Source organism: Schaalia naturae, assembly GCF_042665795.1.
Taxonomy (GTDB): Bacteria; Actinomycetota; Actinomycetes; order Actinomycetales; family Actinomycetaceae; genus Pauljensenia; species Pauljensenia naturae.
Genome location: NZ_JBHTEF010000001.1, coordinates 1,948,112 through 1,972,974, shown reverse-complemented (window position 1 = coordinate 1,972,974; position 24,863 = coordinate 1,948,112). Strand labels below are relative to the sequence as shown.

At 72.4% G+C, this 24,863-nt stretch carries 26 protein-coding genes; 15 read left to right on the top strand and 11 right to left on the bottom strand.

All coding sequences use genetic code 11. The features are described 5' to 3' along the window. Window positions 1-84: 84 nt before the first annotated feature. Genes ACFQWG_RS08815 through deoC form a run of 4 tightly spaced genes read left to right on the top strand, consistent with a single transcriptional unit; the run spans window position 85 to window position 3,156 of the window. Window positions 85-501: a cytidine deaminase gene (locus tag ACFQWG_RS08815; RefSeq protein WP_380974506.1), complete on the top strand. Its 417-nt coding sequence runs from the start codon at window positions 85-87 to the stop codon at window positions 499-501. 1 nt (window position 502) lies between these two features. Further along, entirely contained in the window at window positions 503-1,801 is a 1,299-nt protein-coding gene (locus tag ACFQWG_RS08810) for a thymidine phosphorylase (RefSeq protein ID WP_380974503.1), read from the top strand. Beyond that, a complete protein-coding gene (locus tag ACFQWG_RS08805) occupies window positions 1,798-2,445 on the top strand; it encodes a hypothetical protein (protein ID WP_380974500.1) in 648 nt (215 codons plus the stop codon). Before ACFQWG_RS08810 ends, ACFQWG_RS08805 begins: the two co-directional genes overlap by 4 nt. A gap of 57 nt (window positions 2,446-2,502) precedes the next feature. Further along, the gene (deoC, locus tag ACFQWG_RS08800; protein ID WP_380974497.1) at window positions 2,503-3,156 is read left to right on the top strand and encodes a deoxyribose-phosphate aldolase; all 654 of its coding nucleotides are present in this window, start codon (window positions 2,503-2,505) and stop codon (window positions 3,154-3,156) included. A gap of 57 nt (window positions 3,157-3,213) precedes the next feature. Here the strand turns inward: deoC and ACFQWG_RS08795 are convergent, their stop codons facing one another. Next, window positions 3,214-4,689 (bottom strand): cation:dicarboxylate symporter family transporter, encoded by a 1,476-nt coding sequence (locus ACFQWG_RS08795; protein ID WP_380974494.1) that lies wholly within the window; start codon window positions 4,687-4,689, stop codon window positions 3,214-3,216. 311 nt (window positions 4,690-5,000) lie between these two features. Further along, entirely contained in the window at window positions 5,001-6,716 is a 1,716-nt protein-coding gene (locus ACFQWG_RS08790; protein ID WP_380974492.1) for a phospho-sugar mutase, read from the bottom strand. Between the two features lie 352 nt (window positions 6,717-7,068). Between ACFQWG_RS08790 and ACFQWG_RS08785 the strand changes: the two genes are divergently transcribed. Continuing rightward, window positions 7,069-7,596: a Dps family protein gene (locus tag ACFQWG_RS08785; protein WP_380974489.1), complete on the top strand. Its 528-nt coding sequence runs from the start codon at window positions 7,069-7,071 to the stop codon at window positions 7,594-7,596. A gap of 158 nt (window positions 7,597-7,754) precedes the next feature. On the opposite strand, the gene ACFQWG_RS08780 is transcribed toward ACFQWG_RS08785, so the two are convergent. After that, a complete protein-coding gene (locus ACFQWG_RS08780) occupies window positions 7,755-8,576 on the bottom strand; it encodes a purine-nucleoside phosphorylase (protein ID WP_380974486.1) in 822 nt (273 codons plus the stop codon). A gap of 113 nt (window positions 8,577-8,689) precedes the next feature. On the opposite strand from ACFQWG_RS08780, the gene dapE reads away from it, so the two are divergent. The 3 genes from dapE (at window position 8,690) to ACFQWG_RS08765 (ending at window position 11,007) form a co-directional block, all read left to right on the top strand. Beyond that, on the top strand, window positions 8,690-9,835 hold the full coding sequence (gene dapE / locus ACFQWG_RS08775; RefSeq protein WP_380974483.1) for a succinyl-diaminopimelate desuccinylase: 1,146 nt from the start codon (window positions 8,690-8,692) through the stop codon (window positions 9,833-9,835). 128 nt (window positions 9,836-9,963) lie between these two features. Continuing rightward, entirely contained in the window at window positions 9,964-10,671 is a 708-nt protein-coding gene (locus tag ACFQWG_RS08770; RefSeq protein WP_380976299.1) for an LOG family protein, read from the top strand. Between the two features lie 171 nt (window positions 10,672-10,842). Then, window positions 10,843-11,007, top strand: a complete 165-nt coding sequence (locus ACFQWG_RS08765; protein WP_291496741.1) for a DUF3117 domain-containing protein — start codon at window positions 10,843-10,845, stop codon at window positions 11,005-11,007. A gap of 91 nt (window positions 11,008-11,098) precedes the next feature. Here ACFQWG_RS08765 and ACFQWG_RS08760 read toward each other — a convergent pair whose 3' ends face one another. The 4 genes from ACFQWG_RS08760 to ACFQWG_RS08745 form a co-directional block, all read right to left on the bottom strand. Then, window positions 11,099-11,731: an O-methyltransferase gene (locus tag ACFQWG_RS08760; RefSeq protein ID WP_291496742.1), complete on the bottom strand. Its 633-nt coding sequence runs from the start codon at window positions 11,729-11,731 to the stop codon at window positions 11,099-11,101. Between the two features lie 118 nt (window positions 11,732-11,849). Next, a complete protein-coding gene (locus tag ACFQWG_RS08755; RefSeq protein ID WP_380974480.1) occupies window positions 11,850-12,986 on the bottom strand; it encodes an Mrp/NBP35 family ATP-binding protein in 1,137 nt (378 codons plus the stop codon). 148 nt (window positions 12,987-13,134) lie between these two features. After that, window positions 13,135-13,674 (bottom strand): DUF1003 domain-containing protein, encoded by a 540-nt coding sequence (locus ACFQWG_RS08750; RefSeq protein ID WP_380974478.1) that lies wholly within the window; start codon window positions 13,672-13,674, stop codon window positions 13,135-13,137. Continuing rightward, a complete protein-coding gene (locus tag ACFQWG_RS08745; protein ID WP_380974475.1) occupies window positions 13,667-14,971 on the bottom strand; it encodes a magnesium transporter MgtE N-terminal domain-containing protein in 1,305 nt (434 codons plus the stop codon). Before ACFQWG_RS08745 ends, ACFQWG_RS08750 begins: the two co-directional genes overlap by 8 nt. 100 nt (window positions 14,972-15,071) lie before the next feature. Between ACFQWG_RS08745 and ACFQWG_RS08740 the strand changes: the two genes are divergently transcribed. Continuing rightward, window positions 15,072-15,764: a general stress protein gene (locus ACFQWG_RS08740; protein WP_380974472.1), complete on the top strand. Its 693-nt coding sequence runs from the start codon at window positions 15,072-15,074 to the stop codon at window positions 15,762-15,764. Window positions 15,765-15,790: 26 nt separating this feature from the next. Here the strand turns inward: ACFQWG_RS08740 and ACFQWG_RS08735 are convergent, their stop codons facing one another. Then, window positions 15,791-17,275, bottom strand: coding sequence for an aminopeptidase P family protein (locus tag ACFQWG_RS08735; protein ID WP_380976297.1), 1,485 nt, complete (start codon window positions 17,273-17,275; stop codon window positions 15,791-15,793). Window positions 17,276-17,505: 230 nt separating this feature from the next. Here ACFQWG_RS08735 and ACFQWG_RS08730 point away from each other — a divergent pair, with 230 nt between their 5' ends. Then, entirely contained in the window at window positions 17,506-18,357 is an 852-nt protein-coding gene (locus tag ACFQWG_RS08730; RefSeq protein ID WP_380974469.1) for a PHP domain-containing protein, read from the top strand. Next, complete coding sequence (locus tag ACFQWG_RS08725) at window positions 18,354-19,001, top strand: MarC family protein (RefSeq protein WP_380974467.1); 648 nt, start codon at window positions 18,354-18,356, stop codon at window positions 18,999-19,001. Before ACFQWG_RS08730 ends, ACFQWG_RS08725 begins: the two co-directional genes overlap by 4 nt. Window positions 19,002-19,101: 100 nt before the next feature. On the opposite strand, the gene ACFQWG_RS08720 is transcribed toward ACFQWG_RS08725, so the two are convergent. After that, a complete protein-coding gene (locus ACFQWG_RS08720) occupies window positions 19,102-19,662 on the bottom strand; it encodes a GNAT family N-acetyltransferase (protein ID WP_380974464.1) in 561 nt (186 codons plus the stop codon). Window positions 19,663-19,788: 126 nt separating this feature from the next. Here ACFQWG_RS08720 and ACFQWG_RS08715 point away from each other — a divergent pair, with 126 nt between their 5' ends. From ACFQWG_RS08715 to ACFQWG_RS08705, 3 genes are read left to right on the top strand one after another with little or no spacing between them, the layout of a single operon-like run. Beyond that, the gene (locus tag ACFQWG_RS08715; RefSeq protein WP_380974461.1) at window positions 19,789-20,169 is read left to right on the top strand and encodes a GntR family transcriptional regulator; all 381 of its coding nucleotides are present in this window, start codon (window positions 19,789-19,791) and stop codon (window positions 20,167-20,169) included. Then, window positions 20,166-20,870, top strand: a complete 705-nt coding sequence (locus ACFQWG_RS08710) for an ABC transporter ATP-binding protein (RefSeq protein ID WP_380974458.1) — start codon at window positions 20,166-20,168, stop codon at window positions 20,868-20,870. Before ACFQWG_RS08715 ends, ACFQWG_RS08710 begins: the two co-directional genes overlap by 4 nt. Beyond that, the gene (locus tag ACFQWG_RS08705; protein WP_380974455.1) at window positions 20,864-21,688 is read left to right on the top strand and encodes a hypothetical protein; all 825 of its coding nucleotides are present in this window, start codon (window positions 20,864-20,866) and stop codon (window positions 21,686-21,688) included. Before ACFQWG_RS08710 ends, ACFQWG_RS08705 begins: the two co-directional genes overlap by 7 nt. A 112-nt stretch (window positions 21,689-21,800) precedes the next feature. Here ACFQWG_RS08705 and ACFQWG_RS08700 read toward each other — a convergent pair whose 3' ends face one another. Continuing rightward, complete coding sequence (locus ACFQWG_RS08700; protein WP_380974452.1) at window positions 21,801-23,648, bottom strand: DEAD/DEAH box helicase; 1,848 nt, start codon at window positions 23,646-23,648, stop codon at window positions 21,801-21,803. A 189-nt stretch (window positions 23,649-23,837) separates the two neighbouring features. Here ACFQWG_RS08700 and ACFQWG_RS08695 point away from each other — a divergent pair, with 189 nt between their 5' ends. Then, window positions 23,838-24,470 carry a ferritin-like fold-containing protein gene (locus ACFQWG_RS08695; protein ID WP_380974449.1) on the top strand — a complete coding sequence of 211 codons (633 nt, stop codon included), beginning with the start codon at window positions 23,838-23,840 and terminating at the stop codon, window positions 24,468-24,470. 63 nt (window positions 24,471-24,533) lie between these two features. On the opposite strand, the gene ACFQWG_RS08690 is transcribed toward ACFQWG_RS08695, so the two are convergent. Then, window positions 24,534-24,758: a DUF3107 domain-containing protein gene (locus tag ACFQWG_RS08690; RefSeq protein WP_380974446.1), complete on the bottom strand. Its 225-nt coding sequence runs from the start codon at window positions 24,756-24,758 to the stop codon at window positions 24,534-24,536. Window positions 24,759-24,863 lie beyond the last annotated feature (105 nt).

Below are 24,863 nucleotides of genomic sequence, written 5' to 3'. Positions count from 1 at the left end.
GAGGGCGGCCCCGCCGCAGGCCCCAGGGCCCGCGGCGGGGCGTCCTCGTCACTGCGCGACGAGATGCGACCAGAAAGGACGACGATGGGACCATCGATCACCGAGGACACCTGGCGGCTCCTGCACGAGTCCGCGATGGCCGCCATGCGGCGCGCCTACACGCCCTACTCCCACTTCCCGGTGGGCGCGGCGGCGCTGGCGGACGACGGGCGCGTGGTCTCCGGATGCAATGTCGAGAACGCCGGCTACGGCGTCACCCTGTGCGCGGAATGCGGGCTGGTCTCCGAGCTGGTCAACACCGGGGGCGGGCGCCTCGTGGCCTTCGCCTGCGTGAACGCCCGGGGGGAGGCGGCGTCCCCGTGCGGGCGCTGCCGCCAGATCCTCTTCGAGCACGGGGGCCCGGACCTGCTGCTGGCCATGCCCAGCGGCATCATGACGATGAGCCAGGCGCTGCCCGACGCGTTCGGGCCGGCGTCCCTGGACCGGATCAAGGAGCACTGAGATGAGCACGGAACCCTTCGACGCCGTCGACGTCATCGCGGCGAAGCGCGATGGCAGCCGTCTGACGGAGCCGCAGATCGACTGGGTCATCGACGCCTACACGCGCGGCGTCGTGGCCGACGAGCAGATGTCGGCGCTGGCCATGGCCGTTTTCCTCAACGGAATGGACCGCCGGGAGATCGCCCGGTGGACGCGGGCGATGATCGCCTCCGGGGAGCGCATGGACTTCTCCTCACTGCCGCGGCCCACCGCCGACAAGCACTCGACGGGCGGCGTGGGCGACAAGATCACCCTGCCCCTGGCGCCGCTGGTCGCCGTGTTCGACGTGGCCGTCCCACAGCTGTCCGGGCGCGGGCTGGGCCACACGGGCGGCACCCTGGACAAGATGGAGTCGATCCGGGGGTGGCGGGCCTCCCTGTCCACCGAGGAGATGATGACCCAGCTGGGGACCGGCCCTGGCGCGGTCATCTGCGCGGCGGGAGCAGGACTGGCCCCCGCCGACAAGAAGCTCTACGCCCTGCGTGACACCACGGGGACAGTCGAGTCCATCCCCCTCATCGCCTCCTCGATCATGTCGAAGAAGATCGCCGAGGGCACCCGCTCGCTGGTCCTGGACGTCAAGGTCGGCTCCGGCGCGTTCATGAAGACGAGGGAGCGAGCCGAGGAGCTGGCCCGCACCATGGTCGACCTGGGGACCGACGCGGGCGTCGACGCCGTGGCCCTGCTCACGGACATGTCCGCCCCGCTGGGGCGCACCGTGGGCAATGCCCTGGAGGTCCGCGAGGCCGTGGAGGTCCTGGCCGGCGGCGGCCCCGCCGACGTCGTCGAGCTGACCCTGGCTCTCGCCCGCGAGATGCTGCGCCAGGCCGGCCGCCCGGACGCGGATCCGGAGGCGGCTCTGGCCGACGGGCGGGCGATGGACGTCTGGCGCCGGATGGTGCGCGCCCAGGGCGGCGATCCCGACGCGCCGCTGCCCCGGTCCGCCCACCAGGACACGGTCGCCGCGGAGACCTCGGGCTACGTCACCGCGATGGACGCCCTCGGCATCGGCGTGGCCTCCTGGCGCCTGGGGGCCGGGCGCGCCCGCAAGGAGGACCCGGTGCAGGCCGAGGCCGGCATCGAGCTGCTCGCCGTGCCCGGGGACCGCGTGAGCGCCGGGCAACCGCTGCTGCGCCTCCACACGCAGACCCCCGAGCGTTTCGGGCGCGCGCGCGAGGCCCTCGCCGGCGCGATCTCGATCGGCCCGGAGGCCCCCGACCTGCCTGGCTCCGTCGTGCTGGGGCGGGTGGATCCCCGGTGACGCCTCCGGCGCCGGCGCGTTCGCTGCCCCGGCAGGTGGACGGCACCACGTGCGGGATCGCGGCCCTGGCCGCGGTCGCGGCGCGCGCCGGCCGCCACCCGCAGTATCTGGATCCCGAGACGCCGGACTGGCAGATCGCCGCCTTCCAGGAGCGCCTGCACCGGCTGGCGTCCCGAGTCCCGCCGCCCTGGCCCCTCTCGCGGGGGACGTCCCCGTGGGCGCTGGCCGCGCTGGCTGGGAGCGCCACCGGACACCGCCACCGGATCCGGCTGTGGACCGCCGCCGTGCGCGAGCAGATGGACCGGGTCCTCGAGCAGGGGCTCGACGCCTTCCTCTTCGTCGGCGGCGGATCGCGAGGTGCCGCCTCGGCCGCCGCTCAGAGCCCGGAACTGGGCCGCCTGCGCCTCCTGTCCGAGGACGCCGCCGCCTACCTGGACAGCCAGGGCCTCGACGTCGTGACCCGCCATGTCGTGGCGGTGCTCGGCCCGGAGTCGGCCGCCGCCGGCCGGTATGCCGTCTTCGAGCCATCGAGCGGACGGGTGTTCCGCATCGGCAGGGACGCCCTCGTCGATCCGGATCCTCCCCGCCTCCCCGCGCTGGGGAACTGGCGCCGGCCCCTCCTGGCCGTCCTGCCGGGGGCCTGAGGCCCAGCTCCCGCCGCCACACTCCCTGTCACGCAACCCGCTACCGAAGGAGACACCATGACCACCCGAGAAGACATCGCCCGCGTGATCGACCACACCCTGCTCAAGCCGGAGGCCACGGACGCCGACGTGCGCGCCCTCATCGAGGAAGCCCGGACGCTGGGCACGTACTCCGTGTGCGTGTCCCCCTCCATGCTGCCCGTCGAGGTCCCCGAGGGCCTCAAGGTGGCCTGCGTGTGCGGCTTCCCCTCCGGGGCGCACAAGTCCGCGATCAAGGCCGCCGAGGCCGCCCGGGCGGTCGAGGACGGGGCCGACGAGGTCGACATGGTCATCAACCTCGCGCTCGCGAAACAGGGCGACTGGGCGGGAGTGGAGGAGGACATCCGCGAGGTGCGGGAGGCCTGCCCCCGACAGGTGCTCAAGGTCATCATCGAGTCCGCGGCCCTGACGGACGGGCAGATCGTGGCGGCCTGCCGCGCCTCTGAGGCGGCCGGCGCCGACTTCGTCAAGACCTCGACCGGCTTCCACCCGGCGGGCGGCGCGTCGGCCCACGCCGTCGCGCTCATGCGCGCCACGGTCGGGGACCGCCTCGGCGTCAAGGCGTCAGGCGGGATCCGCGACGCCGCCGCCGCCCAGGAGATGATCGACGCGGGCGCCTCGCGCCTGGGGCTGTCGTCCTCGGCGAAGGTGCTCGCCGGGTTCGCCGGCTGACCGCCTCGTCCTTCCCGCGCCGGATCGCGGCCCGGCTTCGGAACCGGGAGGGGACGCTCAGTGCGCGGGGTACCGCGTGAGGTCCACCTGCGGGGTGGGCAGGAGACGGTCCTGGGCGGGGTTCTCGACGTCGGGGAGGCGCAGGTCGACCTCGTCGTCGACGTCGGACTGGACGAAGGGCAGCTCGCCGGAGAGCACCGCCCGGACGCGGGCGAAGTCCACGGTGCGCGTCCACTTCCCGACGACCAGGGTGGCGATCGAGTTGCCCGCGAAGTTCGTCAGCGCGCGGGCCTCGGACATGAAGCGGTCGATGCCGACGATCAGGCCGACGCCGTCGAGCAGCTCGGGCCGGTAAGTCTGCAGGCCCGCGGCGAGCGTCGCGATGCCGGCTCCCGACACGCCGGCCGCGCCCTTGGAGGCGATGATCATGAAGGCCAGCAGCCCTGCCTGCTCGCCGAAGGACATCGGCACGTGCATGGCGTCGGAGATGAAGATCGAGGCCATGGTCAGGTAGATCGCCGTGCCGTCGAGGTTGAAGGAGTACCCCGTGGGCACCACGATGCCCACCGTCGACTGGCTGACGCCGAGATGCTCCATCTTCCGCATGAGGTTGGGCAGGGCCGACTCGGACGAGGACGTCGCCAGGATGAGGAGGAACTCCCGTCCCAGATACCTGAACAGCCGGAACACATTGAGGCCCGTGACGGCCTTGAGCACCAGGCCGAGGACGCCGAACACGAAGATCAGGCAGGTGGCGTAGAAGGCGACCATCAGGAGGGCGAGCTGGCCGACCGCCGACCAGCCGGTCTTCCCCACGACGCCCGCCATCGCGCCGAACGCGCCGATGGGCGCCAGCCAGAGGATCCAGGACAGGATCTTGAAGACGAGCTTCTGCAGGTAGCCGATCGCCCGGAGGATCGGCTCCCCCTGCTTGCCCAGTGCCTGGACGGCGAAGCCGACCAGCAGCGCCAGCGCCAGGGTTTGCAGGACGGAGGAGCCCACCAGCGGGGAGAACAGCGTGGTGGGGATCAACGACTGGATGAAGCCGACGACGCCGCCCTCGCCGGCCTCCGCGGTGTCGGTGGGGGTGTAGGTCGTGTCGACCACGAGGGCGTCGCCGGCGTGGACGAAGTTGCCGACGACCAGGCCGATGAACAGGGCGAAGGTCGACATCGTGACGAAGTAGAGGAGGGCCAGCCCGCCGGCGCGGCCGACCGTGGCCGCGGCGCGCACGGAGCCGATGCCCAGGACGATCGTGCAGAAGATGACGGGGACGATGATCATCTTGATGAGGTTGACGAACATCGTGCCCAGGACGGACAGCCCGGCGACGGACTCGCCGCCGAGGCCGCCGACCAGGACGCCTCCGACGACGGCCGCGATGACAGCGATGTAGAGCCAGTGGGAGCGGTCCTTGCGGGGTTTCGCGCGCGAGGCGACCTTGAGGTCTCGGACGGGGTCCTCGGGCTCGGACTGCTGGGGGTGCGGTTGTTCGGGTTGCGGGGATTTCGGCTCGACTTCTGGGATGTTCACAGTGCTCCTCCGGACGTGCAGCGGCACACGGGGTGTCCTGCGAGGTGGTGCGGGATGCCCCACGACCCGGCGGCGACTGTCTGGCGCCGATGTGAGGCTGGTCGCATGATAAGGCCGCGAGGTCCCAGGGAAGCGCCGAATCCAGGATCTTGGTCCCAGACAAGCACGATAAGTGCTCAATCTCACACTACGGGCTCCAGCCTCCGCGCCATGACACAGCACTGCGGCGGCGCCCACCCCGAGGCTCAGTGGCCGAGTTGGCCCCCAGAGTCCTCTGGGAGGCGCTGAACCTCGCGCTGGGCGGCCTTGCCTCAGATCCCCAGGGCGCCCCTCATGTCCGTCTTGACGGCCTCCAGGCGCCGGGCCGCGGTCCGGCGCGCAGCGGCGACGTCCCCGTCCGCGACCGGCACGATGACCTCGCAGTAGCACTTGAGCTTCGGCTCGGTGCCCGAGGGCCGGGCGACCACGCGGTCGTCGGCCTCCGTGACGAAGACCAGCCCGTCGGTGGGCGGGAGCTCGTCGGTGCCCGCCGACAGGTCGACGGTGGAGGCCACGGGCGAGCCCGCCAGGGAGGAGACGCCGTGCTCGCGCAGGTTCGCCATCCCGGAGGCGATGAGGCCGGTGTCCTCCACGCGGATCGTCAGTGGGGAGGTCAGGTGGAGGCCGTAGCGCAGTGCGAGGCCGTCCAGCGCGTCCTGCAGCGTGCGTCCGCCGTCCCCCTTCAGCTCCCAGGCGAGCGTCGCGATCTTCAGGCAGGCCGAGATGCCGTCCTTGTCGCGCACGTACCCGGGGTCGACGCAGTAGCCGAGCGCCTCCTCATAGCCGAACACGAGCCCCGGCGCGCGGGAGATCCACTTGAAGCCGGTGAGCGTCGTGCGATGCCCGACGTGATGGTCGGCGGCGATGCGCCCGAGCAGGCGGGAGGACACGACCGAGTTGGCGAGGACGGCTCCGGTCGCCGTCACGCCGGAGCCTTCGCCTTCGCCCTCGTGCTCGCGCGCCGCCTGGAGGCCGAGCACCTGGCCGACCTCGTCGCCCGAGAGCTGGCGCCAGCCCTGGGGCCGGGTCGGGTCCGGGATGGCAGCGGAGCAGCGGTCGGCGTCCGGGTCGTTGGCCAGGACGAGGTCCGCGCCGACCCTGCGGGCGAGCGCCATCGACAGGTCCAGCGCCCCCGGCTCCTCGGGGTTGGGGAACCGCACGGTCGGGAAGTCCGGGTCGGGCTCCTGCTGCTCGGCGACGACGTGGACGTCGGAGAACCCCGCGCGGTGCAGGGCCTCAAGCGCCGGCGCCCCGCCCACGCCGTGCATCGAGGTGAGCACGATGCGCAGGTCCTTGGGGCCCGCGGGCACCAGGGAGACGGCGCGCGCGAGGTAGGCCTCAATGATGTCGTCTCCCAGGATCTCCCACCCGCTCTCTGCGCGCGGCACCGACGCGACGGAGGGGATCGCCTGGATCGCCCGGAAGATCTCCGCGTCGAAAGGCGGCACGATCTGGGAGCCCTGGCCGGAGTCCGTGACGACGCGGCCGCCCAGGTAGACCTTGTACCCGTTGTCCTCGGGGGGATTGTGGGAGGCGGTCACCATGACCGCGGCGTCGCAGCCCAGATGGCGCAGCGCGAAGGCCGTGACCGGGGTCGGCAGGGGACGGGGTAGGAGCAGGGCGCGCCCGCCGGCCGCCGTGGCCACGGCCGCCGTGTCCAACGCGAACGCATGCGAGCCCCGCCGGGCGTCGTAGCCGATGACCACGGTGAAGCCCTCGCCGACATGCGCGGCGAGGACGGCCATCAGCCCGGCCGCAGCCTTGATGACGACTGCGCGGTTCATCCTGTTCGGCCCGCCTCCCAGGTGCCCGCGGAGCCCTGCGGTGCCGAAGGCGAGCATGCCCGAGAACCGTTCGGCCAGGTCCTCCCCGGCGGCGGTGTCGCCGGACTCGGCGGCGTCGAGCAGGGTTCGGAGCTCGTCGGCCGTCGCGTGGTCGGGATCGTCCTCGATCCAGGCCCGAACGGCTGAGGCGTCGTACAGCGGCATGGTTCCTCCCTCGGTTGGGCGCGGCCTCGCGGGCGCGTCCCGTCATCGGTCTCCCGGTCCAGATCCGGCCATCCAGCCTACCGCCCCGCTTCCGGGCGCGGGCCGACGAGGGAGGGGCCGGCCCCGCCGTGAACCGCGTTCACGCGCCACGACAGATCGGTTGCGCGCGACCCACAGAATGGACTAGAGGTGGCGGACAATCGTCATACCGGAGGGCTGGAATCCTCGAATCCTCCGCTGCTGGAACGTCTTGCGGCTGGTACCCTTGAGATGGACGCCGGGGGTCTCCTGGTCTGGACGAGAGTTCCCGAGGATACCCCGACGCGACGACCACGAGATAAGGGAGATTGCCATGAGCACCACGTTGGATGTGCCGCGCCAGTCCGGAGTCACCGAGACCACCTTCGAGAACGCGGAGAGCGGCTTCAAGGCCTCTACGGCGCTGGGCGAGAATCTGCAGAAGGTCCTGGTGGATTTCATCGCTCTCGAGCTGGTGGGCAAGCAGGCGCACTGGAACATCGTGGGCCCGAACTTCCGCGACCTGCACCACAACCTGGACGACGTCGTCGACATCGCCCGCGAGGGCTCCGACGAGTTCGCCGAGCGCATGCGCGCCCTCCACGCCACGCCCGACGGCCGCCCGGCGGTCGTGGCGTCCACGAACACACTGGCCGAGTTCCCCAACGGGGAGATCCTCACCCATGAGGCGATCGATCGCGTCGTCTCCGCCGTCGGGTCCGTCACGGCCACGATGCGCGCCGTCCATGACGCGGTGGACGCCGAGGACCCGACCACGGCGGACATCCTGCACACCTACATCCAGCGGCTCGAACAGCAGGTCTGGTTCCTCTCCGCGGAGACGCGCACGCCCTCCAAGTGAGGTCCCCGACGCAGGCGGCACCGGCGCGCTGAGCCCGGCACCGCACGATCAGAACCCCCGGTTCCCCTCCCTCGGAGGCGGCCGGGGGTTCGCCGCACGCGGGGCCGCACGCGGCCCCGGAGCCTCCGGGAGACGGATCTTTCGCCCTGGCTGCCGGCTCAACGCGCTATCTGCGCGACGACGTCCGCGAGCAGCCGCGCGATGCGGGGCGCCGCCTCCTCGCCTGCGGCGATGACCTCGGCGTGGGAGAGCGGCTCGGCGGAGATGCCCGCCGCCAGGTTCGTCATCAGCGAGAGGCCCAGCACCTCCATGCCGGACTCGCGGGCGGCGATCGCCTCGAGGGCGGTCGACATGCCGACGAGGTCAGCGCCGAGGACGCCTGCCATGCGGACCTCGGCGGGGGTCTCGTACTGGGGGCCGCGGAACTGGGCGTAGACGCCTTCGGGCAGGGAGGGGTCGACCTCGAGGGCGAGGGCGCGAAGACGCCGGGAGTACAGGTCCGTGAGGTCGACGAAGGTCGCGCCCTCCAGGGGGGAGGCGCCGGTGAGGTTGATGTGGTCGCGGATGAGGACCACCTGCCCGGGCGCCCAGGCGGGGTTCAGACCCCCGCACCCGTTGGTCAGCACGACCCGCCGGGCTCCCGACGCCGCCGCGGTGCGCATTCCGTGGGCGACGGCGTGCACCCCCCGGCCCTCGTAGAAGTGGGTGCGCGAGCCCAGGACCAGCGCCGTCCGGTCCGTCCCGGCGACGCGGACCGAGCGCATCACGGGCACATGGCCGGCGACCGCCGGGGCGAAGAAGCCGGGGACCTCGGCGGCGGGGACCTCGCCGACCGTCTCCCCGATGAGGTCGGCCGCCGCCGCCCAGCCCGATCCGAGGACCAGCGCGAGGTCGTGGTGGTCGATGCCGGAGCGTTGCGCGATGACGTCGGCGGCGCGCCGCGCCAGCCCGAGCGGGGACTCCTCGTCTGCTGATGACATGCCCCCACGGTAGCGGACCGCTCCGCGAGCCTTCCCCACCCCCGGGGAGCCGGGGGCGGGGAACGCACCCGGTCGCGTATCCTCGCCCTCGGGGGTGTTCAGTGGACCAGACGATGAGGGGCGGCGCTGCGGGGGACCGGCTCGACGTCTCCGACGTGGTGCGGCTGGCCTCCCAGCTGGTCGACATCCCGTCGGTGTCGGGGGAGGAGACCCGCATCGCCGACGCCGTGGAGCGCGCCCTGCGCGCCTGCCCGCATCTGTCCGTCGACCGCGACGGGGACGCGGTGGTGGCTCGCACCCATCTCGGGCGGGCCCGCCGTGTCGTCCTGGCCGGTCACCTCGACACGGTTCCCATCAGCGCCAACGTGCCGGGGCGCATGGAGCGGCGCGAGCAGGGCGGGGCCGCGGCCGAGGTCCTGTGGGGGCGCGGCAGCGTCGACATGCTCGGTGGTGTGGCCGTCCTGCTGCACGCCGCCGCGGCGCTCTCACGGCCCCGCCACGACGCGACCTGGGTCTTCTACGACCACGAGGAGGTCGCGGCCTCCCTCAACGGCCTCGGGCGCCTGGCCGGCCGGCACCCGGAGTGGCTGGCCGGCGACCTCGCGATCCTCGGGGAGCCCACCGCCGCCCGGATCGAGGGCGGGTGCAACGGGACCCTCCGCGTCATCGCCGCCTTCGCCGGCGTGGCCGCGCACTCGGCCCGGTCGTGGCGCGGTGACAACGCGATCCACCGCATGGGCCCGGTGATCGAGCGCATCGCCGCCTTCGGCAACCCCGTGGTGGAGGTCGACGGCCTGGGGTTCCGGGAGTCCCTGTCCGTCGTGAGGATCGGCGGCGGCCGCGCCGCCAACGTCATCCCCGATGAGGCGACGATGACCGTCAACTACCGTTTCGCGCCGTCGACCACGGGCGAGCAGGCGCTGGACCTCGTCCGTTCGGTCTTCGAGGGCTCGGGGGCGGTGCTCGAGGTCGACGACCTGGCCGAGGGCGCCCGGCCCGGCCTGGACTCGCCCCTGGCCCAGGAGTTCGTCCGCGCCGCGGGCCGGGGGGCGCCGATCGGACCCAAGTACGGGTGGACGGACGTCGCCCGTTTCGCGTCCTTGGGGGTTCCCGCGTTGAACTACGGCCCCGGGGACCCGATGCTGGCGCACACCGTTGACGAGCACGTGCCCGTCGACCAGATTCGCCAGTGCGCCCGGACGGTGATGTACTGGCTGGAGCGGCCGGCGCATGCCGGGCCGGGCAAGGAGATGTCATGAGCGGCGCACCGGCGACGACCTCGTCCGCGGGGGACGAGCCCCGAGGGAACGTGGCGGGAGGACGAGCCGGGACCAGCGAAAACGGGACCGGCGCCCACGGCAGCGGCAACGGCTCCCGCCGGACCTACATGCGCGGGCCCGTCCTGCTGCGCGGCCCCAAGATCCCGGCGCGGACCTCCGACGGCAGCCTCCTCATGGAGCAGGAGTCGGTGGACTGGCTCCACGAGGACCCCTGGAGGGTGCTGCGCATCCAGGCTGAGTTCATCGAGGGTTTCGGCGCGCTGGCGGAGGTCGGCCCCGCCATCTCGGTGTTCGGGTCCGCGCGCGTGCCCCGCGAGTCGCCGGAATGGGAGGCCGCCGTCCACATCGGCGGCGAGATCGCGCGCGCCGGATGCGCCGTCATCACAGGAGGCGGGCCCGGCATCATGGAGGCCGCGAACAAAGGCGCGTGGGATGCCGGAGGCACATCCGTGGGCCTCGGCATCGAGCTGCCCCGCGAGCAGGGCATGAACCCGTGGGTGAACATCGGCATCAACTTCCGGTACTTCTTCGCCCGCAAGATGATGTTCGTCAAGTACTCGCGAGGGTTCATCGTGGCGCCCGGCGGGTTCGGCACCATGGACGAGCTGTTCGAGGCGCTCACCCTGGTCCAGACCAACAAGATCGCCGGATTCCCGATCATTCTGCTGGGCAGGGAGTACTGGGGCGGGCTGCTCGACTGGCTGCGCGGGACGATGACGTCGAAGGCGATGATCTCCCCGGGAGACACCTCGCTGATGTCCGTGGTCGACGACCCGGACGAGGCGGTCGCGCTGGCGCTGGGCGAGGCGCGCTGAGGAGCCGGGGCGTCGGCACGACCCCCGCCGGGCGGAGGGGCGGGCCGCCGTCTGTGGCCTTGCTCACGCGCGCCCGGATGCCGAATCGCCTCAACAGGTAGAATGGAGCGTGTCCACCGCCGCGTGCGTCCGCGCGCGGGCGGCACACCAGAGGCACTGAGGAGCGCGCACATGGCAGCCATGAAGCCCAGGACCGGCGACGGACCGCTCGAGGCCACGAAGGAGGGACGCGGAATCGTCATGCGCATCCCGAGTGAGGGAGGCGGGCGCCTGGTCATCGAACTCACCGCCGACGAGGCGACCGCCCTGGCGGAGGCGCTGACCGCAGCCGTCTGAGTTCGCCGACGAACAGATGGACCCCGGCCCGGTCCCCGCGCAGCGCGGGGAGGGCCGGGGTCCATCCGCATCCGCCCGCGCGGACGGCGGATCAGCGCCGGACGGCCACCGCCAGGCCGTCTCCGACCGGCAGCAGGCAGGGCAGGAACTCCTCGGCCTGCCCCAGGACGCGGACGATCTCGCGCATGACGACGGTGTCCTCATCGCGTTGGGCGGGGTCGGACACCCGGTCGTGCCACAGCGCATGCGCGACCGCGACGACGCCGCCCGATCGCAGGACGCGCACGGCGTGGTCGAGGTACTCCGGCGTCTCGGAGATGTCGGCGTCGACGACCACCAGGTCATAGCCGTGCGCCGCCATACGGGGCAGCACGTCCAGCGCCCTCCCGGCGATGAGCCGGGTGCGCTGGCCGGACACCCCGGCCGCCTGGAACGCGCGGCGGGCGTGCTTCTGGAACTCGACCTCATGGTCGATGGTGGTGAGGACGCCGTCGGGGGACATGCCGTCGAGCAGCCACAGGCCGGAGACCCCGGCGCCCGTCCCGATCTCGAGCACGGCCCGGGCGCCCGCGACGGCCGCAACCATGCGCAGCGCCGACCCGACTCCGGTGCTCACCGGGTCGGCGCCCAGGTCCAGGGCGACCTCGCGGGCATGGGCGACGACGTCGCGCTCGGGGATGTAGCCCTCCGCATACACCCAGCTCCGGGCCTTGTCCGCTGCCATGATGCGCCCCTTCCGATCCGAATCCGCCTGGCCCCAGGCTACTGGGCGCGGGGCGTTCCCCGTGCCCGCTCGACATGCCGTCCGGCGCCGTGGCCTGCGGCGCCGGGTCCCTCGGCTCTCAGCGTCCCTGGAGCGGCTGGACGCCCAGCGGCCGGCCGGCGAGCCCCCGGGCGCGCTGGCCGAGGGCGCGGGCGACCTCCCTGAGGGCGGCGGCGGCAGCGCCCTCCTCCTCTGCGGCCGCGGTGACGGGCCGCCCGCGGTCGGACCCCTCGCGCAGGGAGATGTCCAGGGGGACCTGTGCGAGCAGCGGCACCTCGTAGCCGAGCTGGGCCGTCAGGCGCGCGGTGACCGCCTGCCCGCCGCCCGCCCCGAAGACCTCCAGGTGCGAGCCGTCGGACTGGACCAGGAACGACATGTTCTCCACGACGCCGATGACGCGCTGGTGGGTCTGGGCGGCGATGGAGCCGGCCCTCTCGGCGACCTCGGCGGCGGCGACCTGCGGGGTCGTGACCACCAGGATCTCCGAGCCGGGCAGCAGCTGCGCGATCGAGATCGCGACGTCCCCCGTGCCGGGGGGCATGTCGATGAGCAGCACGTCCAGGTCGCCCCAGAACACGTCGCCGAGGAACTGCTGGAGCGCGCGGTGCAGCATCGGCCCTCGCCACACGACGGCCTGGCCGTCGGGGACGAACATGCCGATGGAGATCACCTTGATGCCGCCCACGCCCACCGGCGGGATGATCATGCCGTCGATGACCTGCGGATCGTGGACGATGCCGAGCATGCGCGGGATGGAGAACCCGTAGATGTCCGCATCCAGCACGCCGACCTTGAGGCCGTCGCCCACCAGGGCGGCGGCGAGGTTCGCCGTCATGGAGGACTTGCCCACACCGCCCTTGCCGGAGGTCACGGCGATGACGCGTGTGAGGGATCCGGGGCGGTTGAAGGGGATCTCCCGCTCGGGCCGCCCGCCGTTCAGCTTCTCGCGCAGCGCCTTCTTCTGCTCGTCGTTCATCACGCCCATCGACACGCGCACGGCGTCCACGCCCTCCACGGCGCCGACGGCCTTCTTGACGTCCTCCGTGATGGTCCCCGACAAGGGGCACCCCGCCACCGTCAGCAGCACGTTGACGTCCACCGTCGCGCCGTCGATCGAGACGGCGTCGACCATGTCGAGGTCGGTGATCGGACGGCGGATCTCGGGGTCGATGACGCCGGCGAGGGCATCCCTGACGGCAGCTTCGGTGACAGACATGCCCCCATGGTACGTGGGCGTCAACAGCGCGGCCGAGTGACCTTTGCCGCCGGCGAGCCCGCACGCACATACGTGCGGGCCGGGCCGCACGGGCGGGGATTCCGGGCGGGCGGATGCCCGGTGGCGGGACGCCTCCGCGGGCCGCGCCTCACGGCTCGGCGGAACCCTCCCGATCGGACCGGGGCTCCTCGTCGGCGCCCTCATGCGCGGGCGCGCCAGACTCCGCGCGCAGCTCGTCGAGGACGTCGCGCAGCTCGGAGCGGACGAAGTCGCGCGTGGCGACGTCCTGGAGGGCCAGACGCAGGCCCGCGATCTCGCGGGTGAGGTACTCGGTGTCGGTGAGGTTGCGCTCCGCGCGCTGGCGGTCCTGCTCGGCCTGGACCCGGTCGCGGTCCTCCTGGCGGTTCTGGGCCAGCAGGATGAGGGGCGAGGCGTACGAGGCCTGGAGCGACAGCATGAGGGTGAGCGCCGTGAAGCCCAGGTCCGCGGAGTCGAAGCGCAGGCGCTCGGGTGCCAGCGTGTTCCACGTGATCCACAGGATGACGAAGACCGAGAGGTAGATGATGAACTGCGGGGTCCCGGAGAACCGGGCGATGCGCTCGACCCCGCGGCCCATCGAGTCGGATCCCAGGTCGATGCGGGGTCCGCGCAGGCGGCGCTCGCGGGGGGTGTCCAGGCTGTCAGCCATCGATGCTCCTCGCCATCAGTCGGTCGGTCACGTCGTCGTCGTAGTCGCGCCAGTCGTCCGGCAGCAGCTCGTCGAGCACGTCGTCGACGGAGACGGCCCCCAGGAGGTGCCCGTCCTCATCCGTGACGGGCAGGACCGTGAGGTTGTAGGTGGCCAGCAGGCGCGTGACGGTGGCGACGTGTGCGCCGGGGGAGACAGGCTCGACGTCCGCGTCCAGGATCGTGCCCAGCAGCGTCTGCGGGGGCTCGCGCAGGGCGCGCTGGATGTGGACGGAGCCCAGGTACTTGCCCGTCGGCGTCTCCATCGGCGGGCGCGTCACGCAGACCATGGTCGCCAGGGAGGCCGGCAGGTCCTCGCGTCGCACGGCGGCCAGCATCTGCGCGACCGTGGCATCCGGCCCGAGGATGACGGGTTCCGTCGTCATCAGGGAGCCGGCGGTCGACTCCTCGTAGATGAGGAGTCGGCGCACGTCCTCGGCCTCGTCGGGCTCCATGAGCGCGAGGAGCGACTGGGCCGTCGTGTCGGGCAGCTCGGAGACCAGGTCCGCGGCGTCGTCGGGCTGCATGACGTCGAGGACGTCGGCGGCCCTTCCGGCGTCCAGGCGCGAGACGATCGAGACCCGGTCGTCGTCGCCGAGCTCCTCCAGGACGTCCGCCAGACGCTCGTCGGGCAGCTCCAGGGCGACCGCGAGCTGTCGGTCGACCGGCAGCGAGTGCAGGAAGTCCGCCAGGTCGGCGGCCTTCATGTCCTCGGTGTGCTGGACCAGCGCGGTCGCGGCCTGCGTGGAGTCGGTCTTCAGCAGGCCGGTGACCTCGCCGATGCCCACCGTCATGGTCTCCCCGCCCCGGCGGAAGCCCAGGGAGGTCTGCCGGACGCGCTGGACGTGGAGTTTCGCGACGATCCAGTCACGAGGGCGGCGCTGCTCGATGCCGACGTCGAGGATGCGGACCTCGCCCGACTCGTCGTTCATCGTGACGATGCGGTCGAAGAGCTGGGAGATGATGAGGGTCTCGATGGGGCGCTGGGTGAAACGGCGCATGTTGAGCAGGCCGGTGGTGATGAGCGCGCCCGGCTTGATGGCCGTCACCCGTGTCATCGGCAGGAACACGCGCCTGCGCGGCCCGACCTCGACGACGAACCCGATGACGTTGGCGGGCCCCGCCAGGGGGATCGTCGCCACGACGTCGTGGACCTTGCCGACCTTCTCCCCCAGGGGGTCGAAGACACCGGTGTCAGCGAGCCTGGCCACGAAGACCCGTCGGCCGGTGGTCCCCACATTCGTCGGTGCAGTGTTCACAGGGACAGCCTAGGCTGGAAGCCAGTGAAGAGGCGGTTTCAGACCGCCGGTGCCGGGGACCGTCCCGGCGATGCCAGGACTCAGGGAGAGGGGGCGCTCAGTGGCGGCGAACACGAACTCGCGTCTGCGGGTCCCGACCATGCCCGAGGGGACCGAAGTGGGTTCCTACCGCACCTACCAGGAGGCGTCCGACGCCGTCGACTACCTGTCCGACAACGGCTTCGACGTGACCACGATCACGATCGTGGGGACCGATCTCCACATGGTCGAGCGCGTGACCGGGCGCTTGACGATGGGCAAGGTCGCGGCCTCCGGCGCAGGCTCAGGCGCCCTGTGGGGCGCGTTCATGGGCCTCATGCTCTCCTTCGCGGCCTCCTCGCCGGGTGGCGCCGGCCTGTGGCTGCTCATCGGCACCGCGGGGGGCGTCCTCTTCGGCGCGCTGATGTCGATGCTCTTCTACGCGTCGACCGGCGGGAACCGGGACTTCACCTCCCAGTCGCAGGTCGTCGCCTCCCGATACGCGGTGCTCGCGGCCGCGCAGATCGACGAGGCGTTCCAGCTGCTCCAGAAGACCCCGGGCAATCAGATGCGCCCGGTGCCCCGGCGCACGCGCGTCGCTCGGCCGGGACCCACGGAGTTCGGCTCCCGCCCCGATGAGCAGCCCCGCTTCGGGGTCCGCCTGCCCGCGGGCCCGGAGCCGGGCGAGGGGCGCGCATCCGGCGCCCCCGACGAGGGCGGCGCCTCGGGGCCGGGAGCGGCGGGCGGTCCCGCGGGGCCGGCCGGCCAGGACTGACCGGCCGGGCGGACAAGCGCACGCGCTCAGCGCGACTGGACGTCCGCGATCCACGCCTCGACATCTGCGACCGTGCGCGGGATGCCCTCCGAGATGCGCGTGACGGTGCCGTCGGGGTTGACCTGGACGTCGTCCTCAATGCGCACGCCGATGCCGCGCAGCTCCTCGGGGACGGACAGGTCGTCGGCGCGGAAGTACAGGCCCGGCTCGATGGTGAAGGTCATCCCCGGCTCCAGGAGGGCGTCCTGGTACATCTCGCGGCGGGCCTGGGCGCAGTCGTGGACATCCAGGCCCAGGTGGTGCGAGGTGCCGTGCGGCATCCAGCGTCGGTGCTGCTGGCCCTCGACGGACAGCGACTCCGCGGCGCTGACGGGGAGGACCCCCCACTGCTCCAGCCTGTCCGCGATGACGGCCATCGCGGCGTCGTGGACATCGCGGAAGCGGACGCCGGGCTCGTTGGCCCGGGCCAGCGCGGCCTCGGCCGCATCCAGCACCGCCTGATACACGCGGGCCTGGGCCGGGGAGTAGCGGCCGCTGACGGGCAGCGTGCGGGTGATGTCGGCGGTGTAGAGGGAGTCGACCTCGACGCCGGCGTCCACCAGGACGAGGTCGCCGGGGCGGACCTCGCCGTCGTTATCCATCCAGTGCAGCGTGTTCGCGTGGTTTCCGGCGGCGGCGATGGTGTCGTAGCCCAGGCCGTTGCCCTCCTCGCGGGCGACGGCCCCGAATGCGCCCTCGATGACGCGTTCGCCGCGGTGGTGGCCGATGGCGCGGGGCAGGGACCGGATGATGTCCTCGAAACCGGCCTTCGTCACCTCGACGGCGTGGCGGAGCTCGGACAGCTCGAAGTCGTCCTTGCGCAGGCGGATCTCGGAGAGCCGCTCCTCGAGCTTCTCGTCGGACCCGCGGGCGTCCCCGCCGAAGGGGAGGCCGGCCTGCTGGCGGACCTCGTTGACCATGGCCTCGACCTTCGCGTCCACCCCGGGGACGATGCGCAGCCGGACCTGCCCGGCGTCCTTGGCCAGCGCGTCGCGGAGCGTGTCGATGTGGGCGCAGCGCAGCCCGGTCTGGGCCTGGACCTCGGCCAGGGAGGGGCGGGCCCCCACCCAGAACTCGCCGTAGGTCGAGTCCGCGTAGAACTCCTCGGAGGCGCGCGAGGCGCGCGGCCTGAAGTAGAGGACGGCCTCGTGGGTGCCGTCGGAGCGCGGCTCGAGCACCAGGACGGCGTCGGGCTCTTTCTCCCCGCCGAGCCCGGAGAGGTGAGCGAAGGCCGAGTGGGCGCGGAAGCGGTAGTCGTTGTCGTTGTTGCGGGCCTTCAGCGTGCCCGCCGGGACGACCAGGCGTTCGCCGGGGAAGGGCTCGCCGGCGGCGCGCGCGCGGGCCGGCAGGCGGTCGGCGACCGCAGAGCGCTCGGGCGCCGCATCGGGGCGCGGCGCCCAGTGGGAGCCCATGAACTCCCGGAAGGCCTGGGAGCCGGGCCTCCGCGAACGGTTCTCGCCTCGGTTCGCCATGGACTGAGGGACCGAGGCCTCCGGGCCTGTTCCGGTCGATGCGGTCGGCGGGGTGGGCGCGGCGGTGGTGTTCTCATCGGCATTCATGCCCCCATGATCCCACTGGACGGTCCTGGCGCGCCGCCCGCGCCCGGCGTCCCCGGGTCCCCGATCGCAGAGTTCTCACCGGGCCGGCTTCGCGGGGGAGGCGGGATTGCAGGGGGCTTGCGGGCTCCGACTACCCTTGGAGGGTGATCCGCATCGACCCCCACACCCACTCGGCATGCTCGGACGGCACCGACACCCCGGCCGAGCTCATGACCGCGGCCGCCCGCGCCGGTCTGGACGTCGTGGGCCTGACGGACCACGACACGCTCGTCGGCTGGGACGAGGCCGCCGGAGAGGTCGGGCGCACCGGTGTCGCTCTGATGCGGGGGGTGGAGATCTCGTGCTCGGCGGCCGGGATCACCGTGCACCTGCTGGCCTATATGCCCGACCCCGCGGACGACGCCCTGCTCGCCGTGTTCGAGCGCACCCGGGCGAGCCGGCTCGTCCGCGCCCGCCGGATCGTGGAGAACCTGTCCGCGGATTATCCGATCTCCTGGGAGCTGGTCCAGCGTTTCGCCCCGCAGGACGGCGGGCCGGTGGGCCGGCCCCACATCGCCGACGCCCTGGTGGCCGCCGGGACCTTCCCCGACCGCTCGGCGGCGTTCGCCGAGGCCCTGCATCCCTCTGGCCCCTATTTCGTCCACCACTGGGCCCCGGATCCCGTCGAGGCGGTCACGCTGGTGCGCCGGGCGGGAGGCGTGCCGGTCCTCGCCCACCCGCGCGCCCGTGACCGCCAGAACCGCGTCGTCCCCGAGGAGACGATCGCCGCTATGGCGGAGGCCGGGCTCTTCGGCCTGGAACGCGACCATCGCGACCAGTCGCCGGTCGAACGCGAGGAGGTGGACCGCATCGCGCGGCGCCTGGGCCTGCAGGAGACCGGGTCCTCGGACTATCACGGCACCGGTAAGCCGAACCGACTGGGGGAGAACCTCACCTTGGAGTACGTCTACCGCGCGATCGAGGATGAGGCCGGCTTGGAGGTCATCCGGCCATGAGCTTCTCCGGCCTGGTCGACATGGCCCTGCTCGCCACGACCTTCACCACCCTGTTCGTCATCATGGACCCGGCGGGGACGATCCCGGTGTTCCTGGCGCTGACCGGCACCTATTCGAAGGAGGACCAGCGGCGGGCGGCGGTCCAGGCGACCATCACCTCCTTCGGGGTCATCGTGCTGTTCGCGGTGCTGGGCAAGTACATCCTGCAGTTCCTCCAGATCTCGATGGAGTCCCTCCAGCTGTCCGGCGGCGTGCTTCTGTTCCTCGTCGCCATGGAGCTGCTGATGGGCCACGACTCCGCCGAGCCGGACACCGGGGACCGCAACGTCAACGTCGCCCTGGTCCCGCTGGGCACGCCTCTGCTGGCCGGCCCCGGGGCGATCGTGGCGGTCATGGTCTCCGTCAACCAGGGCGGGAACACGGTGCCCGGCTGGGGCGCCGTCGTGGTCGCGGTGGTGCTCATGCACGTCGTGATGTGGGCGACGATGCGGTTCTCCGTCGAGCTCTCACGTTTTTTGGGCAAGGGCGGAGTGATGATCCTCACCAAGATCTCCGGCCTGCTGCTGGCGGCGATCGCCACCCAGATGATCATGGACGCCGTGTTCGCCTTCATCCGGTCCTCGCGTCTGGCGGGCATGATCTGAGACCGCCACGCGGGACCTGGGCCCGCCGTCCCCTCCGGCGGGGACGCCCTCGTCGGGGACGCGGGGACCAGCAGCGGAGCGGCGCCGGGAACGCCGGACCTCAGTATCCCAGGTCGTCGAAACGCACGGGCGTCATCGCCCCCGACTCCCAGTCGCGGCGCAGGATCGCATAGACGACGCCCGCCCTCGGCGTGCCGTTGGGCAGCGGCCAGAACTCGCGGAGATGGGCCTCCTTGACGAACCCGCACCGCACGAAGGTCTGGCGCATGGCGATGTTGTCCTCGCGGGTGCTGCCCTGCAGGCGCCGGGCCTCGGGCATGGCGGTGAAGACGAGGCGGACGATCTCCCGCAGCGCCGCGGCGCCCAGCCCGCGCCCGCGCGCCCTCCCGTCCAAGCGCATGTCGAACGAGGGCGACGCCGCCCCCCAGTCGGAGACCGTCGCGATCCCGATCTGGCGGTCGGCGTCGCGCCGGGCGGAGTCGACGAGCCAGAAGGCGCGTGTGCCGGGGGCGTCGAAGCCTCCGGAGTCGATGAGCGCGCGGATCTGCTCCTCGGAGAGGGCGGGCTCGGCGTCGAAGGGGAAGCGGTTGCGCGCGAAGAACGCGAAGAGCCGGTCGCGGTCCCCGCCGCGCGCGTCCAGGGGGGTCAGCGAGATCGCCATACGGCCAGCGTAGCGAGGGCCCGGTCCGGCCGGCGCCGAAAAGGGGGCCGGGCGGCCCGCGTCCGCCGGATCCGATCCCGGCCGATTGTGTTAGTGTATTAATGTAGTAATACAGAGGAGGCGGCGATGAACCGGGGTTCCGCACGCGGCGACACGCGGCCCATCTGGATCCAGCTGAGCGACGAGTACCGCCGCCGGATCGCGGCCGGGGAGTGGCGGGCGGGAGCCCGAATCCCCAGCGTCCGGGAGCTGGCGCTCGAGTCCGGAGTCAACCCGAACACGGTCCAGCGGGCGCTCGCGGAGCTGGACGCCCGGGGGCTCACCGCCGCCGAGCGGACGACCGGGCGCTTCGTCACGGTCGACGCGGCGGCCGTGGACGCCGTGCGCGCCGATCTTGCGGGCGCCACCACCGACGAGCACATCCGCACACTGCGCGGCCTGGGCATCGGCATCGACGATGCGCTGCGCCTGCTCACCGAGCGCTGGCCGCTCACGAAAGGGGAATGATGGACACCGGGATCGAGGTCACGGGGCTGACCAAGGACTACGGGCGCTTCCGGGCGCTCGACCATGTGGACCTCGCGCTGCCGGCGGGCCACGTGGCGGGGCTCATGGGGGAGAACGGGTCGGGCAAGACGACCCTGCTGAAGATCCTGGCCGGCGTGCTGTCCGGATGGGACGGCGACGTGAGGATCTGCGGGCGCCGCCCGGGACCGGAGTCGAAAGCGATGGTCTCGTATCTGCCGGACGCCTCATTCCTTCCCGACGGGGCGCGGAGCCTGGACGCGATCGCACTGTACGCCCGGTTCTTCGGGGACTTCGACGCCCGCCGCGCCCGGGAGATGATCGACTTCTTCGAGCTGCCGGAGGGCCGCACCCTCAAGGAGCTGTCGAAGGGGATGCGCGAGAAGCTCCAGATCGCCCTCGCCATGTCGCGCCGGGCCCGCGTCTACCTGCTCGACGAGCCGATCTCCGGGGTGGACCCCGCGGCCCGGGACATCATCCTGCGCGCGGTCCTGGAGAACTTCGACCCCGACGCGCTGATGGTCCTGTCCACCCATCTCATCGCCGACGTCGAACCGCTCATCGACACCGTCGTGTTCCTGCGGCACGGGAAGGTGCTGCTCCACGGGGACGCGGACGACCTGCGCGCCCAGACCGGGCTCACGATCGACGCCCTGTTCAGGAAGGAGTACGCGTCATGCTGAAGACGCTTCTCGGAGAGCAGTTCCGCTCGACCTCCCATGTGCTGGCCGCCGTGGCCGGCGTGGTCCTGCTGGTCGCCGCCGTGTCCCTCGTCCCCGCCATGGCGGGGACGGGAGGGCTCGGGAGCCTCGGGCTCGTCCTGGCCTCCGTCCTGGTGGCCTGCCTCACGCCGATCGTGGGCGTCCTGCTGGCCTGGGACTACTGGCAGACCATGTACGGGCGCCGCGGGTACTTCACGATGACGCTGCCCGTGCGCGGACGCGAGCTCTTCGCGGCCAAGGTCCTCCACGCGCTGATCGCCACGGCCGTGGCGGCGGTGGTCACGCTGGGCGGTGTGGCGGCGTGCCTCCTCGCTCGGGGGCGGATGGCGCGGATGCCCCTGGGCGATGCCTGGAGCGCGGTGACCGGAGCCGTCGGCGACGCGCCCGCCGGAGTCCTGGCAGGGTTCGGAGCGATCCTCGCGATCCAGCTGGTCGTCGCCGTCATCCAGGTGGCCGCGGTGCTCTCCATCAGCGCGGAGAGCCGCTTCCAGGGGATCGGATGGGGAGCGCCCCTCGTCGGGCTCGTGCTGCTGTACCTGGTGGACCAGGTGGTGAGCCTCATCGGGATGCTGTGGATCCCCCTCGGGATCCGGCTCTCGGGGCCGCAGGCCGGGGACCTGGTCGCGCGCGGCATGTGGCCCGACGTCGTCGAGGCGCTGAGGACGGGAGCGGACCCCACGGTGATCGGCCTCGGCTCGGTGGCCACCGGGGCCGCGCTCACGGTGGCGCTGGCCTGGTGGGCGGTGCGCTCGATCGAGCGCCGCACCTCCCTGCGCTGATCGCGCCGTCCGTCGACGCGCTCTCGTGCGCCCAAGTCATGGCGCGGGCCGCGTCCCTTCGCGAATCCGGTCTCGGACGCCGGCCGGCCATGACCTGGGCGCCTCGGGTCTGTCAGCCCTCGGAGGCGGGGGCGGAGCCGCCGGACCCGCCGGCGCTCCGCCGGCGACGGCGCCTCCTCCTCGGCGCCGCCGAGTCGTCGGCGGGCGTCCGTGGCTCGGGCGTGTGATCGCCGCGGCCCCGGCCTCGCGAGCCGCGATCGGAGCGGCCCTGCTGCCCGGCGGCGTTCTCCTGCTCCGTCCGGGAGGCGCGGGTGCGCTCCGAGGGCGCGCGCCCTCGGCCGCCCGGGATCCCTCGGCCGCCCCGTCCCCGGCCCCCGGCCGAGCGGTGGACCCGCCCACCGAGATCGCGATCGCCGTGGTGCCCGCCCGTCTCGCCCAGATCCTCGATGACCTCCGCGTCCAGCCCGGCCAGCGTGCGCCTGGCCAGCGGCAGCCGGTCGGTGACGTCGGCGGGGATGTCCAGATCGGTGTAGAGGTGCGGGGAGGTGTGGTAGGTCTCCAACGGCTCGGGCACGCCCAGGCCCAGCGCTCTCGAGATCAGGCTCCAGCGCGGCACGTCGTCCCAGTCGACGAAGGTGACGGCGGTGCCCGAATGGCCGGCCCGTCCGGTGCGACCGATGCGGTGGATATAGATCTTCTCGTCCTCGGGGCACTGGTAGTTGATGACATGGGTGACGTCGTCGACGTCGATGCCGCGCGCGGCCACATCGGTGGCCACCAGCACGTCGATCTTGCCGTTGCGGAAGGCGCGCATCGCCTGCTCGCGGGCGCCTTGGCCGAGGTCGCCATGCAGTGCCCCCACCGCGAAGCCGCGTTCGGACAGGTCATCGCCCAGCCGCGCCGCCGTGCGCTTCGTCCGGCAGAAGATGATCGTGCGCCCGCGGCCCCGGGCCTGGAGGATGCGGGCGACGACCTCGACCTTGTTCATCGCGTGGACCCGGTAGATCACCTGCTTGACGGTGTTGACCGTCGCATGGGTGTCGCTGGGGTCCTGGGCGCGGATGTGGGTCGGATGCGTCATGAAGCGGCGGGCCAGCGCGACGACGGGCCCGGGCATGGTCGCGGAGAACAGCATCGTGTGGCGCGTCGCCGGCACCCGGGACAGCAGCGTCTCGACGTCGGGCAGGAACCCCAGGTCCAGCATCTCGTCGGCCTCGTCCAGCACGACGGTCTGGACCCCGTTGAGGTGTAGGTAGCCGCGGCGCAGCAGGTCGATGAGCCGTCCCGGGGTGCCCACCACCACGTCGACGCCGCGCTCCAGGGCCTCGATCTGGGGTTCGAAGGCGACGCCCCCGTAGATGTCGACGATGCGGGTCGACAGCTTCGCGGCCGCCGCGCGCAGGTCCGTGGCCACCTGCTTCGTGAGCTCGCGGGTGGGCAGGACCACGAGCGCCTGCGGGGAGCCCGGGTTGAGCAGGTCGGCATAGCCGTCCTCGTCGGGGGCGATGACGTCCTCGAGCAGCGGAATGCCGAAACCGAGGGTCTTGCCGGTTCCCGTCTTGGCCTGGCCGATGATGTCGTGGCGGGTCAGCGCCACCGGCAGCGTGAGAGCCTGGATGGGGAAGGGATGGGTGATGCCCCGAGCGGCCAGCGCGTCGACGATGGGGTCCGAGACGCCGAAGTCCGCGAAGGACTTCTGGTCGAGGTCCCGCGTGGACCCGTCCTCGTCCGTGATGTCGGGAGTCGCCTCGGGCTCGGGGGACAGGCCCGGGATATCGCCCAGGCGCACGACTCCGGCGGAGTACTCGATGCGCGCGGGAACGGCGGGGGCGGTCCCCTCCGAGCCGGGGGCCTGAGGCGCCTCGACGTCCGTCGCGGCGGCGCTCGCAGTGTTCTCTGTGGTCACGATCAGCCTTGTCTCCGGGCGCGGCCCGGGTCGGTGTGGCAGCCGATCGCGCATGTTCTGGGGCGCCCTCCGAGGGCGCGTGTCACGGTTCGGTGATGCGACCGGTCAGCCGTGGTCGCCTCCATCCTACGGCGCGTCGGCCCCACCGGCCGGGAGGAGCCGCTCACGTCCGGGCGGACCCGGCCCCCGCGACCGGCCGTCGGCGACCTGCCTCTCCCGGAGGCACTGATCTACGCTGGGGGCATGGACCGCACCCACGAAGCTGTAGATGTCGAGACGTCGGAGATCGTCGGGCTGATCGCCTACTCGGCGCTGGCGGCGATGACGCGGCTGGCCAAGGACGGCGATCAGGCGCCCAGCATCGGGACGCATATCGAGCATGCGCGCATGTCGGCGCGCGCCTTCGAGATCTTCGGGCAGCTCGAGGTCTGGGCGGAGCACCGCGGGCTGGATCTGCCGACGGCGGCCGGCGGGTATTCGGGGCTCTTCGACGACCTCGACGCGCGCACCCGGCCCACGACGTGGTGGGAGCGCTCGGTGAAGACCTATGTCACCGTCGGCGCGTTCTCCGACATGCTTCTGCAGGTCTCCGAGCTCCACGACCTCTTCGACGACGATTCGGGGCCCTGGGACCTGGGCCAGGGCGAGTGGGTGCGCGCGAACCTGGCGCCGCGCACCGAGAAGGACCCCCAGCTGGCCGCCCGCCTGTCCCTGTGGGCGCGCCGCGTCGCGGGCGAGGCGCTGGGCCTCGTGCGCTCCACGCTGTTCACGCATCCGGAACTGGCGACGAACGACCCCGACACCGTTGACGCGATCGTCGCGTGGGTGACGAAGCGCCACAGGGAGCGCATGGCCGGCATCGGGCTCAAGGCCTGACCGGCCGCCGGGCCCCGGGGGCCGGCCGGGCATGGGGCGAGGACGGCGCCGGCTCGAGGGCCCTCAGCTCAGGGCGAACCCCACGCGGCGCGGCTCGTCGGGGGCGATGAGCACGTAGCCCAGCGCATCGGCGGGGACGAGGGCGCGCTGCCCCTTCGCGTCGGTGAGAGTGAGGACGGAGTGGGAGGATTGCGCGGACTCGACCTGGGCGAACAGCTCTTCCTCGGTGAGATCCAATTCGAACTGGAGCTCGCGGGCCGTGCCGCGGATGCCGATGGAGACGTTCATGGGAGTACTCCTTGACGAGGGGGAACACGCTTCGACGGCTCCCATGCTACGGGTCGGGCGGGCGGTCGGCTCCGCAGATGCCCGTGGCAGGTGCGAGCATTCAAC